Raw genomic sequence first — 13,594 nt, 5'->3', positions numbered from 1 at the left:
GATTCAAGCAGTGGGCCGGGGATCCCGCAAGTGCCGTTCGGGGGAAAATGTGACTTTTGTCGCTGAGCGGTCGTATGACGACCCTGATCTGTCTGGTCCGGCCTCTTCGCGGGCTCGCCCGCTTCCACAGGGATCACACCAGCCCGGAGGCCTGTGGGGTACCTGTGGGAGCGGGCATGCCCGCGAAGAGGCCGGACCAGCCAATCTAGACCGTCGCTATTTCATCTGCCGTCAGCTCACGAAACGCCCCTGGCGCCAACCCCGGGTCCAGCCGGATCGCCCCCATGCTCTCCCGATGCAACCCCACCACCTTGTTGTCGAAATGGCCGAACATGCGCTTCACCTGGTGATAGCGCCCTTCGACGATTGCCAGCCGCGCCTGGCGCGGCCCGAGGATGTCCAGCTGGGCGGGCAGGGTGGTGAGGTCTTCGAAGGCGAAGTAGAAGCCCTCCAGGAACTTGGCCACATAGTGCTCGCCAATCTCGTCCTCGGTTTCCACCAGGTAGTGCTTGGGCAGCTTTGTCGTGGGCTGGGTAAGCCGCCGTGACCATTGGCCATCGTTGGTCAGGATGATCAGGCCGGTGGTGTTGAAGTCCAGGCGCCCGGCAATGTGCAGGTCCTCACGCAACGCGGCGGGCAGCAGGTCCAGCACGGTGCGGTGTTGCGGGTCCTGGGTGGCGCTGACGCAGCCAGCGGGCTTGTGCAGCATCAGGTAGCGCGCCGGGCGGCCAGCCTGCAGCAGCTGGTCGTCCAGCTCCACGCGGCTGAATTCGCGCACCTCGGCCAGCGGGTCGCTGACCACCTGGCCATCCACCCGCACGCGGCGTTGCGCCAGCATCAGGCGGACTTGCTGGCGGTTGTGGCTGGGCAGGTTGGCGAGGAAACGGTCGAGGCGCATGGCAAACGGTCAGTCGGAAGCGGGGGAGCGAAGTTGTTCTTCGACGGCGGCGCAGCGCGGGCACAGGCAGGCTTTGTCGCGCAGTTCGGCGGGCAGGGCCTCGAGCACGGCAGGGTCGATGGTCACGCTGTAACACCAGCAGGCCTGGGTGGCCCGGCGCGGGTCGGCCAGGCTGCACTGGTTGAGGGCGCCACAAGCGGGGCAGTGCTGGTTGTCGGGCATGGCTGCCGCTCACCTGTATCAAATTGTTGCAGAAATGGCACTGCACCTTGGCGGCACTGTCTTATTCAATGTCGATGATCGCATTTCGCATCGATGCTCGCCAGCGCCGCTGTTCGGGCACTCCAGCGGTCCAGGAGGCCGCCATGTCCTATCGAATCCTGTTGATCGCCCTGCTGGGGCTGATGACTTCCGCCTGCGTTCCGTACTACGAGAGCGGGGGCTATTACCGGTCGGACCACTACTATTCCGACCGTTATGTGTCACCGGATTATTACCGCTATGACCGCTATTACGTAACGCCGCAACAGCGCTATTACTACCAGCCGGCGCCGCGCTACTACTACCGCTCGGCGCCTGCGCCTCACTACCGGTCTCATCCACAGCCGGGGATGAAGCAGTGGCATGGCAACCCACGCTATGACTATGGCAACCGCCAGCGGTATGACTATGGGCGCGACCGGGACCGTCATGATTATCGCGGTGGCAGCCAGCGCTACCAGCAGAATGACCGTTGGCACTCCAACGGCCGTGGGGATGGTGACCGGCGCGGGGACGGGCGGCGTGGGCATGGGCAAGGGGGGAATTGGCAGCGGTAGATGAATTGACATTCGGGGGCGCGTTGCGCCCCTTTCGCGACGCAAGGCCGCTCCCACAGGGGACCGCGATCCGCTTGTAGGAGCGGCCTTGTGTCGCGATGGGCTGCAAGGCAGCCCCAGCTTCTCGAAGCTACCCGAGATCCGCCAGCGGATGCCGACCCTCCCACACTTTGGCAAAATGCGCCTCCACCACCGCCGCCGGCACTTGCGCCACATCGGGCCAGTGCCAGTGCGGCTGGTTGTCCTTGTCCAGCAAGCGCGCACGCACGCCTTCGCTGAATTCCGGGTGGCGGCAGCAGTTCAGGCTCATGCTGTATTCCATCTGGAACACCTGCGCCAACGACAGGTGCCGTGCCCGGCGGATCTGTTCCCACACCAGGTGTGCGGTCAGCGGGCAACCTTCATGCAACCGTTGGCCGGCATCTGCCAGTAGCGGGTCGTCGTGGTGCTTGAGCCCCTCCAGCGCACGCCAGGCGGCGGCTGCGTCGGCCACGTCGAGCAACTGATCGATCACCTGTCGCCGCGGCAGCCACTGGGCCTCGGGCAACTCGGCGCAGGCGCGGTGCTGTTCGGCCTTGAGAAGGCTGTTCAGTTGCAGGGCAGTCTGTTCCTGCCAGTTCAGTTGCAGCAGTTCTTCGATCAGCGCCTCTTGCTGGTACTCACCCAGAAAGCGGTCGGCCAGGCCCAGGTCCAAGGCGTCATGAGCATTGATCGGCGCGCCTGTCAGGCCGAGGAACAACCCCAGCTTGCCCGGCAGGCGGGCAAGGAACCAGCTGGCGCCCACGTCCGGGTACAGGCCGATGCTGATTTCCGGCATGGCCAGCCGACTGCTGGGGGTGACGATGCGTACATTGGCGCCCTGCAGCAGACCCATGCCGCCGCCCAGCACATGCCCGTGCCCCCAGCACAGCAGCGGCTTGGGATAGGTGTGCAGGGCAAAGTCCAGGCGATATTCGGCGGCGAAGAAGGTGGCGGCCAGCGGGGGTACGCTGCCGGGGTGGTCGCGGCAGGCTTGCACCAGCGCACGCACATCACCGCCGGCGCAGAAGGCCTTGGCACCGTTGCCGCGCAGCAGCACGCAGACGATCCCGGGGTCGCGAGCCCAGGCGTGCAACTGTTCGCCCAATACCTCGATCATCGGCAGGTTCAGGGCATTGAGCGCCTTGGGCGCATCCAGGGTGGCGATGCCGATGCGGGCGCCATCGGCGCCGGTGAGTACCTCGCAATGAATGGTCATGGACTACCTCGCGCAAGTCATCGGACAAGTATGGCTTGCCTGGCCGAACATGCCGGTCGTCGGTCGGATCGTTTGACAAGCGGGAAGGGCTTACCTAGTGTCGCGCCATTGTTTATGGAAGGCCCCATGACTGACGACGATCGCATCAAACTCGAACCCAGCTGGAAGGCCGCCTTGCGCGCCGAATTCGACCAGCCCTACATGCATCAGCTGCGCGAGTTCCTGCGCGGCGAGTACGCCGCCGGCAAAGAGATCTACCCGCCAGGGCCGTTGATCTTCAATGCGCTCAACTCGACGCCGCTGGACCAGGTGAAGGTGGTCATCCTCGGCCAGGACCCGTACCACGGGCCGGGCCAGGCGCATGGCCTGTGCTTCTCGGTGCAGCCGGGCGTGGCCACGCCACCGTCGCTGGTCAACATCTACAAGGAGCTGCAGCGCGACCTGAACATCCCGATTGCCAACCATGGCTACCTGCAGAGCTGGGCCGAGCAGGGCGTGCTGTTGCTCAACACGACCATGACCGTGGAGCGCGCCAATGCCGCGTCGCATGCCAAGAAGGGCTGGGAGTTCTTTACCGACCGGGTCATCCAGGTGGTCAGCGAGCAGTGCCCGAACGTGGTGTTCCTGCTGTGGGGCTCGCATGCGCAAAGCAAGCAGAAGCTGATCGACGGGACCAAGCACCTGGTGCTGAAGTCGGTGCATCCATCGCCGTTGTCGGCTTACCGTGGGTTCCTGGGGTGCGGGCATTTCAGCCGGGCCAACAGTTTCCTCCAGCAGCGCGGGCTGGCGCCGATCAACTGGGCGTTGCCGCCGCTGTGATCACCTGAAAGAACGCGTCGCCTGCTTCGCGGGTGAACCCGCTCCCACAGGTACCGCACTACCCTCAGGGCTTGTGTGGTCCCTGTAGGAGCGGGTTTACCCGCGAAGAGGCCGTCACAGTCATTCCGGGGTTGCGTTCCACACCCGGAACAACGGCTCTGCCAGAAACAGCACGAACAACAAGCGCATCACCTGCAGCGCCGTCACCAGCGGCACCGACAGCTGCAGTGTCTCTGCCGTCAGGCTCATCTCGGCAATTCCGCCCGGCATCATCCCCAATGTCAGCGAGCGCAGATCCAGCGCGGTCATCACGCTCAATACCCAAGCGGCGCTGCCGGCAATCGCCATGCACAACGCCGTGGCCACCAGGGTACGCCCCAGGAACGACGGTGCGCGGCGGAAGAACGCGCGGTTGAAGTGGCAGGCCAGGCCACTGCCGATCAACCACTGGCCGATCTGGCTGGCGCCATTGGGCAGGGTTATCTGCAGGTTGCCCGCCAGGCTCACGGTGGCTGCCATCAGCAATGGCCCGAACAGCCACGGGTTGGGCTGGCGCAAGCGCTGCCAGAGCAGGGCGACGGCAACGCCCAGCGGCGCAATCAGCGCCAGCCAGCCCCAGCTCACACTGCCGGTGTGATTCAGCGGTACCCCGTCACCCAGCAGGAACTTGAACAGCGCCGGCACGCACAGTACCACCGCCAGCACGCGCAGGCTCTGCGCCGCCGCTACCTGGCTGAGCACCGCGCCGTTGCGCGCGCCAAGGTTGACCATCTCCCCCGAACCGCCCGGCATGCTGGCAAAGAACGCCGTGGCACGGTCTTCACCGGTGCGCCGCAACAGCCATACGCTGATCACGCTGGACAGGGTGGTGAACAGTGCGCCGAAGAAGATCAGCGCGAAATGGCTGGCCACCTGCTCGATCACCGCCGGGGTGAAGTGCAGGCCGATACCGATGCCGATGATCCACTGCCCGCATTTGCGACCATTGGGGATTTCCGGCAGCTGCCAGGGTGTCAGGCAGCGTACCAGGATGATCGCCAGCAACGAGCCGACCATCCACGGCAAAGGCCAGCCGACCTTGCTGGCGGCAAAACCGCCAGCGAGGCCGACCAGCCCGGTCGCGACAAACAACGGCAACGAGCGATCAGGCATCGGCCATCGCCCGGCGCTGCTGGCTGCGTTTGCGCCAGATGCGCAGCAGCGGCAGGGTCAGCATGCAAATGGTCAGTACCCATACCGACATGCTGATCGGGCTCGACCAGAGGATGCCCAGTTCGCCGTTGGAGATCGACAGCGCCCGGCGCAGGTTCTGCTCCATCAGCCCACCGAGGATGAAACCGAGCAGGATCGGCGACAGCGGGAAGTCCAGCTTGCGCAGGATATAGCCCATGATGCCGATGCCGACCATCAGGAACAGGTCGAAGGTGGTGGCATGCACGGCGTACACTCCGATCCCCGTGATGATGGCGATCACCGGCACCAGCGCCCAGTTCGGCACGGCGAGAATGCGGGTGAAGATGCGGATCATCGGGATGTTGAGGATCACCAGCATGATGTTGGCGATGAACAGCGAGGCGATCAGGCCCCAGACGATGTCTGGCTGCTGTTCGAACAGCAGTGGGCCCGGGGTGATGTTGTACAAGGTAAGAGCGCCGATCATAACCGCAGTGGTGCCCGAGCCGGGGACGCCCAGGGTCAGCATCGGTACCAGGGCGCCACAGCAGGAGGCGCCGATGGCGGTTTCCGGGGCGGCCAGGCCGCGGGCGTCGCCCTTGCCGAACTTGCCCTTGTCACCTGCCAGGCGTTTTTCGGTCATGTAGGCCACGGCGCTGGCCAGTGTTGCACCGGCGCCAGGCAGCACACCCATGATGAAGCCCAGCAGGCCGCAGCGGATGTTGACCACGAACACCGAGGCCGCTTCCTTGAAGTTGAACAGCATGCGCCCGGTGGCCTTGATCGCCTGGTGGCCATGGTGGGTCTTTTCCAGCAGCAGGAGGATTTCGCTGATGGAGAACAGGCCCAGCACCAGCACCACGAACTGGATGCCGTCGGCCAGATGCACGCTGTCGCCGGTGAAGCGGTACACGCCACTGTTGGCGTCGATGCCGACTGCCGACAGGAACAGACCGATCAGTGCGGCAATGAAGGTTTTCAGTGGCTTGTCGCCGGCCATGCCACCGAGGGCGACGATGGCGAACACCATCAGTACGAAGTACTCCGCCGGGCCGAAGGCGATTGCCCATTTCGCCAGCAGCGGGGCAAACAGCACCATGCCGCAGGTGGCGATCAGCGCACCGATGAACGAACTCCAGGCCGACAGCGACAGCGCCACGCCAGCCAGGCCATTGCGGGCCATCGGGTAGCCATCGAGGGTGGTCATCACGGTCGAGGCTTCGCCGGGGATGTTCAGCAGGATCGAACTGATGCGCCCACCGTACTCACAGCCCAGGTACACCGCCGCCAGCAGGATCAGCGCCGATTCCGGCGGCAGGCCGAGGGCGAAGGCGATGGGGATCAGCAAGGCCACGCCGTTGATCGGGCCCAGGCCCGGCAGCAGGCCGACCACGGTGCCGATCAGCGTGCCGGAGAGGGCGGTGACCAGGTTGTAGGGGGACAGGGCGACGCCGAAGCCCTGGCCCAGGTAGCTCAAGGTATCCATGTGTCAGTTCTCCAGTACGCTCAGCAGGCCAAGGGGCAGGGGCACGTCCATCACGCGGTCGAACAGCCAGTAGAGGAACAGGCTCATGCCCACCACCACGATGGCGCTGTGCAGCCAGCGGCCGCCGTACAGGCGGGCCATGGGCACGCCGACCAGAATGGCGCTGAGGATGAAGCCCAGGGCTTCGAAGGTGCTGGCGAAAACGATCAGCAGGCCGACGCAGGCGGTGATCTTGATCAGGGTTTCGCGGTCCAGTTCCGGTTCGTCGTCCTTGCGCACGATGGGCGTGGGGCGGAACACCAGGTACAGCAGGCCCAGGCCAAGCAGGCCGAGCATCAACAGCGGGTAGGCGCGCGGGCCCACCGGTTCATAGGAAAACGCCGCCTGGTAAGGCCAGGCCATCACGGCCAGGGTGGCGCACACCGCCAGCAGGGCCAGGGCGAAGATGCGTTGCAGGATCATGAAGGAATCCTCGTTGGGATCGCTCAAGCGAGATGCAAATCCTGTGGGAGCGGCCTTGCGTCGCGATCGGGCGCGAAGCGGCCGCAAAACCTGCCACTGCGATCTGTCTGAAGCATCGCATCGGCTGAGACAGGGGCCGCTGTGCGGCCCATCGCGACACAAGGCCGCTCCCACAGGGATTGTGGTAACTCCGGCCAGTGTTACTGGATCAGGCCAAACTCCCTGGCCAGTGCCTTGTAGTCAGCCACTTGCTTCTTCACATAGCCGTCCAGCTCTGCACCGGTCATGGCGAAGGGGAACAGTTCGCGCTGGTCACGCAGCTTGGCGAAGTCTTCCGAGGCCAGCATCTTGTCGAATGACTGTTTCCACCAGGCGTAGTCCTCGTCGCTCACCTTTGGCCCCAGGTAGAAACCGCGTACCACCGGCCAGACGATGTCGTAGCCCTGCTCCTTGGCGGTGGGGATTTCTTTCATCTCGGGCTCGTCCAGGCGGTTTTCCGAGAACACCGCGAGGATGCGCATGTTGCCGCTCTGAATGTGCGGCATGGAGTCGGAGATGTCGGTCGAGCCTACCTGGATATGCCCGCCCAGCAACGCCGTGGCGATTTCGCCACCGCCTTCCAGGGCCACGTAGCGCAGGTCACGCGGGTTGATACCGGCGGCCTTGGCGATCAGGGCGGTCTGCATCCAGTCCTGGCTGCCGACGGTACCGCCGGAGCCGATCACCACCTTGCTCGGGTCTTTCTTCAACGCCGCGACCAGGTCGTCGAGGGTCTTGTAGGGCGAGTCGCTTTTCACTGCGATGGCGCCGTAGCTGGTGCCGACGGCGGCCAGCCATTTCACCGCGTTTTCGTCGAAGCGGCCGAACTTGCCCTGGGCCAGGTTCAGCAGCGAGCCGCTGGACCAGGCCACCAGGGTGCCGGCATCGGCCGGGCGTTGGGCGACCACGGCGTTGTAGGCCACCGCGCCGACACCGCCGGGCATGTAGGTGACGCGCATCGGCTTGGTGAGGATCTTTTCCTGCACCAGGGCGCTCTGCACCAGTTTGCAGGTCAGGTCGAAGCCGCCGCCGGGCGAGGCGGGGGCAATGCATTCGGGGCGTTTCGGTTCGGCAGCGAGGGCGTTGCCGGCCAGCAGCAGGCAGCCGGTAGCGAGGACGAGGCGGCGCAGTGAAAAGGTCATCGTCTATCTCCGTGAGCGTTGTTGTTATCAAGTTATCGCTATGGGGTTACCACAGCGCCACGCTGTAGCTCACCAGCAGCCGCACCTCGTCCGCGTCGCGGGCGAAGTTGGAGCGGAAGGTGGCGTTGCGCAGGCGCACGGCGACGTTCTTCAACGGGCCGCTTTGTACCACGTACTTCAGTTCGGTGTTGCGCTCCCACTCCTTGCCCTCGCCACCGGCCGCGCGGCTGACGTTGTCGCCGCTGATGTAGCGGGTCATGAAGGTCAGGCCGGGCACGCCGAGTGCGGCGAAGTTGTAGTCGTAGCGCGCCTGCCAGGAGCGCTCGTCGGCACCGGCGAAGTCGTTGATCTGGACGAAGTTGACCAGGTACGGGTCGGCACCATCGACGTACGGGAAGGCGCTGTCGCCGGACAGCTGCTGCCAGGCGGCGCTGACCTTGTGCCCGCCCAGGGCGTAGCTGAGCATGCCGTTGACGGTGGTGTTGTCGATGTTGCCGGCCTTGGCGGCGCCGGCGTCGTCACTCACCGCCAGGCGCAGGTCGGCGCCGAAGGTGCCCGGGCCCCATGGCTGGGTGGCGACCATGCCGATGAAGTGCTGGCGGTAGATATCGTCGAGCTGGGCAAAGTGGTAGCTGCCGGTGATGCGATCGGTGAACTGGTAGTCGAGGCCGGCCAGGTCCAGGTTGTCGGCGCTGAACGAGCCACCGAAGCGGCCGTTCTTGTTGTTCAGGGCCAGGTCTTCCCAGTTGGTATCGTTGCGGTCCTTGGCCTTGTCCAGTCGGCCGCCGGTGAAGGTCAGGCCCTTGACCTCCTTCGAGGTGAGCAGGCCGCCTTCGAAGGTTTGCGGCAGGATGCGCCCATCGTTGGGCTGCAGGGTTGGCAGTTCGGGGATCAGCGTGCCGATCTTCAGTTCGGTCTGCGACACCTTCACCTTGCCGGTCAGGCCGAGCTTGGAGTACTCGTCGGCGGCCTTGCCGTCATCGTGGGTCGGCAGCAGGCCGGTGTCGGTGCGGTCGGGGCTGGAGTCGAGCTTGATGCCGAGCATGCCCAGCGCATCCAGGCCGAAGCCCACGGTGCCATCGGTGTAGCCAGACTCGAAGTTGAGCATGAAGCCCTGGGCCCACTCGTCGCGCTTGGATTGCTGCGCACTGGTGCCGTCGCGGAAGTCGCGGTTGAAGTACATGTTGCGGGTTTCGAAGGTGGCCGTGCTGTCTTCGAAGAAGGCGGCCTGGCTCATCGGGGCGACACCGGCAAGCGCAAGGGCGCTGGCGATGGCGGAGGGGCGTGCGGCAAAGGAACGGGTAGGCGCGAACGCCTGCGGCTGCGATGACAGCATCACTGATGGCTCCGTTTATTGTTCTTATTCGTTGCACCTTGCTGGTGCTTTTTTCGGCGCGAAGGGCGACCGTGGTGCGATGCTAGGTAACCAACCTTTCGCTAACCTTTCAGCGTGAAAGGTTTGTCGACAGGGCTTCACAGGCCTGCCGACAGCGGTACACTCCGCGCCACCGTCCCACCCGAGCAGGGAGAATCCGATGCGTGTGCTGCTGGTCGAAGACCACCTGCAACTGGCCGAAAGCGTGGCCCAGGCCTTGAAAAGCCATGGCCTGACCGTGGATGTGCTGCATGACGGCGTGGCCGCCGACCTGGCCCTGGCCAGCGAGGAATACGCCGTGGCCGTGCTGGATGTCGGCTTGCCGCGCATGGACGGCTTCGAGGTGCTGGCGCGCCTGCGCGGCCGTGGCAAGACCCTGCCGGTGCTGATGCTGACCGCGCGCAGTGACGTCAAGGACCGGGTCCACGGCCTGAACCTGGGCGCCGACGACTACCTGGCCAAGCCGTTCGAGCTGACCGAACTGGAAGCACGGGTCAAGGCCCTGCTGCGGCGCAGCGTGCTCGGTGGCGAGCGCCAGCAACGCTGCGGGCCGCTGGTGTACGATCTGGACACCCGGCGCTTCGCCCTGGGTGGCGAAAACCTGACCCTGACCTCGCGCGAACAGAGCGTACTGGAAGCGCTGATCGCCCGACCGGGCCGGGTGATGAGCAAGGAGCAACTGGCCGCCCAGGTGTTCGGCCTGGACGAAGAAGCCAGCCCCGACGCCATCGAAATCTACATCCACCGCCTGCGCAAGAAGCTCGACGGCCACCCGGTGGCCATCGTCACCTTCCGTGGCCTTGGCTACCTGCTCGAGCACCGCGATGCGTGACAACGGCAGCCTGCGCGGGCGCTTGCTCGGCAACCTGGCCTTGCTGCTGGTGGTGCTGATGCTGGCCAGTGGCCTGAGCGCCTACTGGAACGGCCGCGAGGCCGCCGATACCGCCTACGACCGGACCCTGCTGGCCTCGGCGCGGACCATTGCCGCAGGCCTGTCCCAGCGTGACGGCTCGCTGAGCGCAGATGTGCCCTACGTGGCCCTGGACACCTTCGCCTACGACAGTGCCGGGCGCATCTACTACCAGGTGCTGGACATCCAGCAGCGGCTGATTTCCGGCTACGAGAACCTGCCAGCGCCGCCGCCGGGCACACCGCGTACCGACGATTACCCGGCGCTGGCGCGGTTCTACAACGCCACCTACCTGGGCCAGGATGTGCGCGTTGTCAGCCTGCTGAAGCCGGTGAGCGAGCCGAACATGAACGGCATGGCGGAAATCCGTGTGGCCGAGACCGAGGAAGCGCGGGTGCGCATGGCCCGTGGCCTGATGGCCGATACCCTGCTGCGCCTGGGGATGCTGGCGCTGGGCGCGCTGGTGATGGTGTGGTTTGCCGTGAGTGCCGCGTTGCGGCCGCTGGAGCGCCTGCGCACGGCGGTGGAAGAACGCCAGCCGGACGACCTGCGGGCCTTGCCGGTGGTGCAGGTGCAGCGTGAGCTAGGCCCACTGGTGCGGGCTTTGAACCATTTCACCGAGCGATTGCGCGGCCAGTTCGAGCGCCAGGCGCAGTTCATCGCCGACGCCGCCCATGAGTTGCGTACGCCACTGGCCGCGCTGAAGGCACGTGTCGAGCTGGGCTTGCGTTCGGCCGAGCCGCAGGAGTGGCGGCAGACACTGGAGTCCGCGGCCCAGGGCACTGACCGCCTGACCCACCTGGCCAACCAGCTACTGTCGCTGGCGCGGGTCGAGAACGGTGCGCGGGCGATTGCCGAAGGCGGGGCGCAGCGCCTGGACCTGAGCCAGTTGGCTCGTGAGCTGGGCATGGCCATGGCACCGCTGGCGCACAAACGCGGGGTGGCGCTGGCCCTGGAGGCCGAGGCGCCGGTGTGGCTGAAGGGTGAGCCGACGCTGCTCAACGAGTTGTTGAGCAACCTGGTGGACAATGCCTTGGCGCATACGCCGGCTGGCGGCAACGTGATCTTGCGGGTGCTGGCGCCGGCGGTGCTTGAGGTGGAGGACGACGGGCCGGGGATTCCCGAGGCCGAGCGTGAGCGGGTGTTCGAGCGCTTCTACCGGCGCAGTGCGCAGGGCAGTGGGCTTGGCTTGGCGATTGTCGGCGAGATCTGCCGGGCGCACCTGGCGCAGGTGAGCCTGCATGACGGTGCGAAGGGCGGGTTGCGGGTGCGGGTGAGTTTTATCGCGGATTGATGTGTGGCCTGTACCGGCCCTTTCGCGGGTGAACCCGCTCCCACAGTGACCGCGCCGCTGCTGAAGGCTGCGCTATACCTGTGGGAGCGGGTTTACCCGCGAAGAGGCCGGCACAGGCTGACACCGGTCAGCGCAACATGCTCCGCGCCTCGATCAGTTCACCCACTTCAAGCTCGGTGCCGTACGGCAGGCCCAGGTGGCGGTATGCCGGTAGTGCTGCCAGCGGCCGGTGGCGCCCGCGCTGGCTGATGCAGCGGGCGATCTGCACGATGTCGATGTAGTCGATCTTGTCAGTCTGCCGGTCCAGGTCCTGCACCTGGCTCGGCAGGTTGACCAGTTGCTCCGGAAATTCCCAGGCCTTGAGGATCTTGTCGCCCAGCACCGGCTGGATCTGCTCGATCACATAATGCAGGCACACCGGGTCGGACAGCAGTTCGTTGTGCTCTTCGGCATAGATCAGCACCGGCAGTGCGCCAATCTGGTTGACCAGCCCGCCGAGGGTGGCCTGGTCGGGCTTGAGCTGTGTAAAGCGGCGGCAGATTTCGTAGCTGATGCCCGCCACATCCAGGCTGTTGGCCCAGATATCACGTAACTTCTGCTCCACTGCCGGCGCCCGGGCGTGGAAAATCTGCTCGATCACCAGGCCAATGGCCAGGTTGCAGCTGTAGTTGATGCCCAGCCGCGTGATGGCGGTGTGCAGGTCGGTGACCTCGACCGCCGCGCGCAGCAGCGGGCTGTTGACGACCTTGATCAGGCGCGCTGAAAGGGCCGCATCGCGACCGATCACCTTGCTCAGGGCCGCTACGCTGATTTCGCTGTCTTCCGCCGCCTCGCGGATGCTCAAGGCAACCTCGGGCAGGGTCGGCAGGACCAGGTCATCCTTTTCGATGGCATCGAGCAACTGTGCTTGAACCATCTCGGCCAGCTTGTTCATGGGCGTGTCTACCGCAGTGGTGGTGCGGCCCCGCCACGTAGGCGGGGCAGGCTGGTCAACGCTGGATTTCCCGGTCGCGGTCCAGTTCGTAGGGCAGGGTCAGCACCTGCAGGCGTGGGCCTTCCAGGCTGCCCAGGTGCAGGTTGTCGTCTTCCACCGCTTCGGCGCTGAGCACGGCGAGCAGTTCGCAGCCTGTGCCGTTGCTGGCAGCAATGACCACTTCACCGACCGACGAACCATGGGTGGGCGAGAAGATCTCGGCGCCCGGGGCCGGAATGGCCTGCTGGTCCAGTGCCAGACGGTACTGGCGGCGCTTGAGCTTGCCCAGGTACTGCATGCGGGCAACGATTTCCTGACCGGTGTAACAGCCCTTCTTGAAGCTGACGCCGTCGACGGCCTGCAGGTTGATCATCTGCGGGATGAACAGCTCGCGGGTCGGCCCCATTACCTGGCCGATCCCGGCGCGAATCTGCCCCAGCAGCCAGTCGCCGAGGCTACCTTCGGGCAGTGCGGCGGCCAGCGCCTGGCGAACGCTGTCGGCTTTGTCTGCCGGTACCCACAGCTCCACGCGGCCAGCGGACACGGCAATGGCGATCAACCCGTCGTGGCGCACGGTGCTGCCAGCTGCCGCAGGCACATCGAGCCCCAGGGCCTGCAGCGCCGCATCGCCGCCTTGCAGGCCGAAGCGTGCCCAGGCAGCGCTTTCATCGGTCAGCGTCGCCTTGGAGAACACGGCGTACTTCTTGAGGTCGGCCAGCTGGGCGTCGAGCAGCTCGCTGGCCATGGCCAGCAGGTAGCCGTTGCCTTCGGGCAGGATGCGGAAACTCGACTGCATGCGCCCCTTGACCATGCAGCGGGCGCCGAGGCTGGCGTGTTCCGGGCTGAGGTAGTTGATGTTGCAGGTCAGCTGGCCTTGCAGGAACTTGCCTGCATCGGAGCCGCGGACGGCGAGGATGCCCTCGTGGGACAGGGGGCAGAAGAAAGCGGAATCGGCCATGGGTCATCGC

General features: G+C 65.5%; 14 protein-coding genes. 4 read left to right on the top strand and 10 right to left on the bottom strand.

Going from position 1 to position 13,594, the window contains the following annotated elements:
• Window positions 1-205 precede the first annotated feature (205 nt).
• Both ACGLHT_RS19550 and ACGLHT_RS19545 read right to left on the bottom strand, forming a co-directional pair.
• Window positions 206-898, bottom strand: coding sequence for a pseudouridine synthase (locus ACGLHT_RS19550; protein WP_137162307.1), 693 nt, complete (start codon window positions 896-898; stop codon window positions 206-208).
• Between the two features lie 9 nt (window positions 899-907).
• Window positions 908-1,120 carry a cysteine-rich CWC family protein gene (locus ACGLHT_RS19545; protein ID WP_015271611.1) on the bottom strand — a complete coding sequence of 71 codons (213 nt, stop codon included), beginning with the start codon at window positions 1,118-1,120 and terminating at the stop codon, window positions 908-910.
• A 143-nt stretch (window positions 1,121-1,263) separates the two neighbouring features.
• Between ACGLHT_RS19545 and ACGLHT_RS19540 the strand changes: the two genes are divergently transcribed.
• Window positions 1,264-1,716, top strand: coding sequence for a hypothetical protein (locus ACGLHT_RS19540; RefSeq protein WP_025340441.1), 453 nt, complete (start codon window positions 1,264-1,266; stop codon window positions 1,714-1,716).
• Between the two features lie 130 nt (window positions 1,717-1,846).
• On the opposite strand, the gene ACGLHT_RS19535 is transcribed toward ACGLHT_RS19540, so the two are convergent.
• The gene (locus ACGLHT_RS19535; protein ID WP_025340440.1) at window positions 1,847-2,953 is read right to left on the bottom strand and encodes an enoyl-CoA hydratase/isomerase family protein; all 1,107 of its coding nucleotides are present in this window, start codon (window positions 2,951-2,953) and stop codon (window positions 1,847-1,849) included.
• A 126-nt stretch (window positions 2,954-3,079) separates the two neighbouring features.
• On the opposite strand from ACGLHT_RS19535, the gene ung reads away from it, so the two are divergent.
• Window positions 3,080-3,772: a uracil-DNA glycosylase gene (gene ung, locus ACGLHT_RS19530; RefSeq protein WP_075046180.1), complete on the top strand. Its 693-nt coding sequence runs from the start codon at window positions 3,080-3,082 to the stop codon at window positions 3,770-3,772.
• A gap of 120 nt (window positions 3,773-3,892) precedes the next feature.
• Here the strand turns inward: ung and ACGLHT_RS19525 are convergent, their stop codons facing one another.
• From ACGLHT_RS19525 to ACGLHT_RS19505, 5 genes are all read right to left on the bottom strand, one after another.
• Window positions 3,893-4,924, bottom strand: a complete 1,032-nt coding sequence (locus ACGLHT_RS19525; protein ID WP_137162306.1) for an AbrB family transcriptional regulator — start codon at window positions 4,922-4,924, stop codon at window positions 3,893-3,895.
• Window positions 4,917-6,431: a tripartite tricarboxylate transporter permease gene (locus ACGLHT_RS19520; protein ID WP_085614236.1), complete on the bottom strand. Its 1,515-nt coding sequence runs from the start codon at window positions 6,429-6,431 to the stop codon at window positions 4,917-4,919. Before ACGLHT_RS19520 ends, ACGLHT_RS19525 begins: the two co-directional genes overlap by 8 nt.
• A gap of 3 nt (window positions 6,432-6,434) precedes the next feature.
• Complete coding sequence (locus ACGLHT_RS19515) at window positions 6,435-6,893, bottom strand: tripartite tricarboxylate transporter TctB family protein (RefSeq protein ID WP_274078335.1); 459 nt, start codon at window positions 6,891-6,893, stop codon at window positions 6,435-6,437.
• 200 nt (window positions 6,894-7,093) lie between these two features.
• Window positions 7,094-8,074 carry a tripartite tricarboxylate transporter substrate binding protein gene (locus ACGLHT_RS19510; RefSeq protein ID WP_274120330.1) on the bottom strand — a complete coding sequence of 327 codons (981 nt, stop codon included), beginning with the start codon at window positions 8,072-8,074 and terminating at the stop codon, window positions 7,094-7,096.
• A 46-nt stretch (window positions 8,075-8,120) separates the two neighbouring features.
• On the bottom strand, window positions 8,121-9,410 hold the full coding sequence (locus tag ACGLHT_RS19505; protein WP_025340434.1) for an OprD family porin: 1,290 nt from the start codon (window positions 9,408-9,410) through the stop codon (window positions 8,121-8,123).
• A 199-nt stretch (window positions 9,411-9,609) separates the two neighbouring features.
• On the opposite strand from ACGLHT_RS19505, the gene ACGLHT_RS19500 reads away from it, so the two are divergent.
• Both ACGLHT_RS19500 and ACGLHT_RS19495 read left to right on the top strand, forming a co-directional pair.
• The gene (locus tag ACGLHT_RS19500; RefSeq protein ID WP_025340433.1) at window positions 9,610-10,281 is read left to right on the top strand and encodes a response regulator; all 672 of its coding nucleotides are present in this window, start codon (window positions 9,610-9,612) and stop codon (window positions 10,279-10,281) included.
• A complete protein-coding gene (locus ACGLHT_RS19495; RefSeq protein WP_025340432.1) occupies window positions 10,274-11,653 on the top strand; it encodes a sensor histidine kinase in 1,380 nt (459 codons plus the stop codon). The genes ACGLHT_RS19500 and ACGLHT_RS19495 overlap by 8 nt, the downstream gene beginning before the upstream one ends.
• Before the next feature lie 127 nt (window positions 11,654-11,780).
• Here ACGLHT_RS19495 and ACGLHT_RS19490 read toward each other — a convergent pair whose 3' ends face one another.
• Together ACGLHT_RS19490 and ACGLHT_RS19485 are read right to left on the bottom strand one after the other, a co-directional pair.
• Complete coding sequence (locus tag ACGLHT_RS19490) at window positions 11,781-12,587, bottom strand: HDOD domain-containing protein (protein WP_015271603.1); 807 nt, start codon at window positions 12,585-12,587, stop codon at window positions 11,781-11,783.
• 55 nt (window positions 12,588-12,642) lie between these two features.
• Complete coding sequence (locus ACGLHT_RS19485; RefSeq protein WP_025340430.1) at window positions 12,643-13,584, bottom strand: folate-binding protein YgfZ; 942 nt, start codon at window positions 13,582-13,584, stop codon at window positions 12,643-12,645.
• Window positions 13,585-13,594: the final 10 nt, after the last annotated feature.

It is taken from the genome of Pseudomonas sp. PsB (genome assembly GCF_043658375.1).
GTDB lineage: Bacteria > Pseudomonadota > Gammaproteobacteria > Pseudomonadales > Pseudomonadaceae > Aquipseudomonas > Aquipseudomonas putida_Z.
This window is presented reverse-complemented; position numbering and strand designations above follow the sequence as displayed.

What these genes read in the sequence shown, in the direction of transcription:
- ACGLHT_RS19525 (WP_137162306.1), bottom strand. Translation starts at nt 4,924, where the DNA reads ATGCCTGATCGCTCGTTGCCGTTGTTTGTCGCGACCGGGCTGGTCGGC.
- ACGLHT_RS19545 (WP_015271611.1), bottom strand. Translation starts at nt 1,120, where the DNA reads ATGCCCGACAACCAGCACTGCCCCGCTTGTGGCGCCCTCAACCAGTGC.
- ACGLHT_RS19495 (WP_025340432.1), top strand. Translation starts at nt 10,274, where the DNA reads ATGCGTGACAACGGCAGCCTGCGCGGGCGCTTGCTCGGCAACCTGGCC.
- ACGLHT_RS19550 (WP_137162307.1), bottom strand. Translation starts at nt 898, where the DNA reads ATGCGCCTCGACCGTTTCCTCGCCAACCTGCCCAGCCACAACCGCCAG.
- ACGLHT_RS19490 (WP_015271603.1), bottom strand. Translation starts at nt 12,587, where the DNA reads ATGAACAAGCTGGCCGAGATGGTTCAAGCACAGTTGCTCGATGCCATC.
- ACGLHT_RS19500 (WP_025340433.1), top strand. Translation starts at nt 9,610, where the DNA reads ATGCGTGTGCTGCTGGTCGAAGACCACCTGCAACTGGCCGAAAGCGTG.
- ACGLHT_RS19540 (WP_025340441.1), top strand. Translation starts at nt 1,264, where the DNA reads ATGTCCTATCGAATCCTGTTGATCGCCCTGCTGGGGCTGATGACTTCC.
- ACGLHT_RS19510 (WP_274120330.1), bottom strand. Translation starts at nt 8,074, where the DNA reads ATGACCTTTTCACTGCGCCGCCTCGTCCTCGCTACCGGCTGCCTGCTG.
- ACGLHT_RS19520 (WP_085614236.1), bottom strand. Translation starts at nt 6,431, where the DNA reads ATGGATACCTTGAGCTACCTGGGCCAGGGCTTCGGCGTCGCCCTGTCC.
- ACGLHT_RS19535 (WP_025340440.1), bottom strand. Translation starts at nt 2,953, where the DNA reads ATGACCATTCATTGCGAGGTACTCACCGGCGCCGATGGCGCCCGCATC.
- ung (WP_075046180.1), top strand. Translation starts at nt 3,080, where the DNA reads ATGACTGACGACGATCGCATCAAACTCGAACCCAGCTGGAAGGCCGCC.
- ACGLHT_RS19505 (WP_025340434.1), bottom strand. Translation starts at nt 9,410, where the DNA reads ATGCTGTCATCGCAGCCGCAGGCGTTCGCGCCTACCCGTTCCTTTGCC.
- ACGLHT_RS19485 (WP_025340430.1), bottom strand. Translation starts at nt 13,584, where the DNA reads ATGGCCGATTCCGCTTTCTTCTGCCCCCTGTCCCACGAGGGCATCCTC.
- ACGLHT_RS19515 (WP_274078335.1), bottom strand. Translation starts at nt 6,893, where the DNA reads ATGATCCTGCAACGCATCTTCGCCCTGGCCCTGCTGGCGGTGTGCGCC.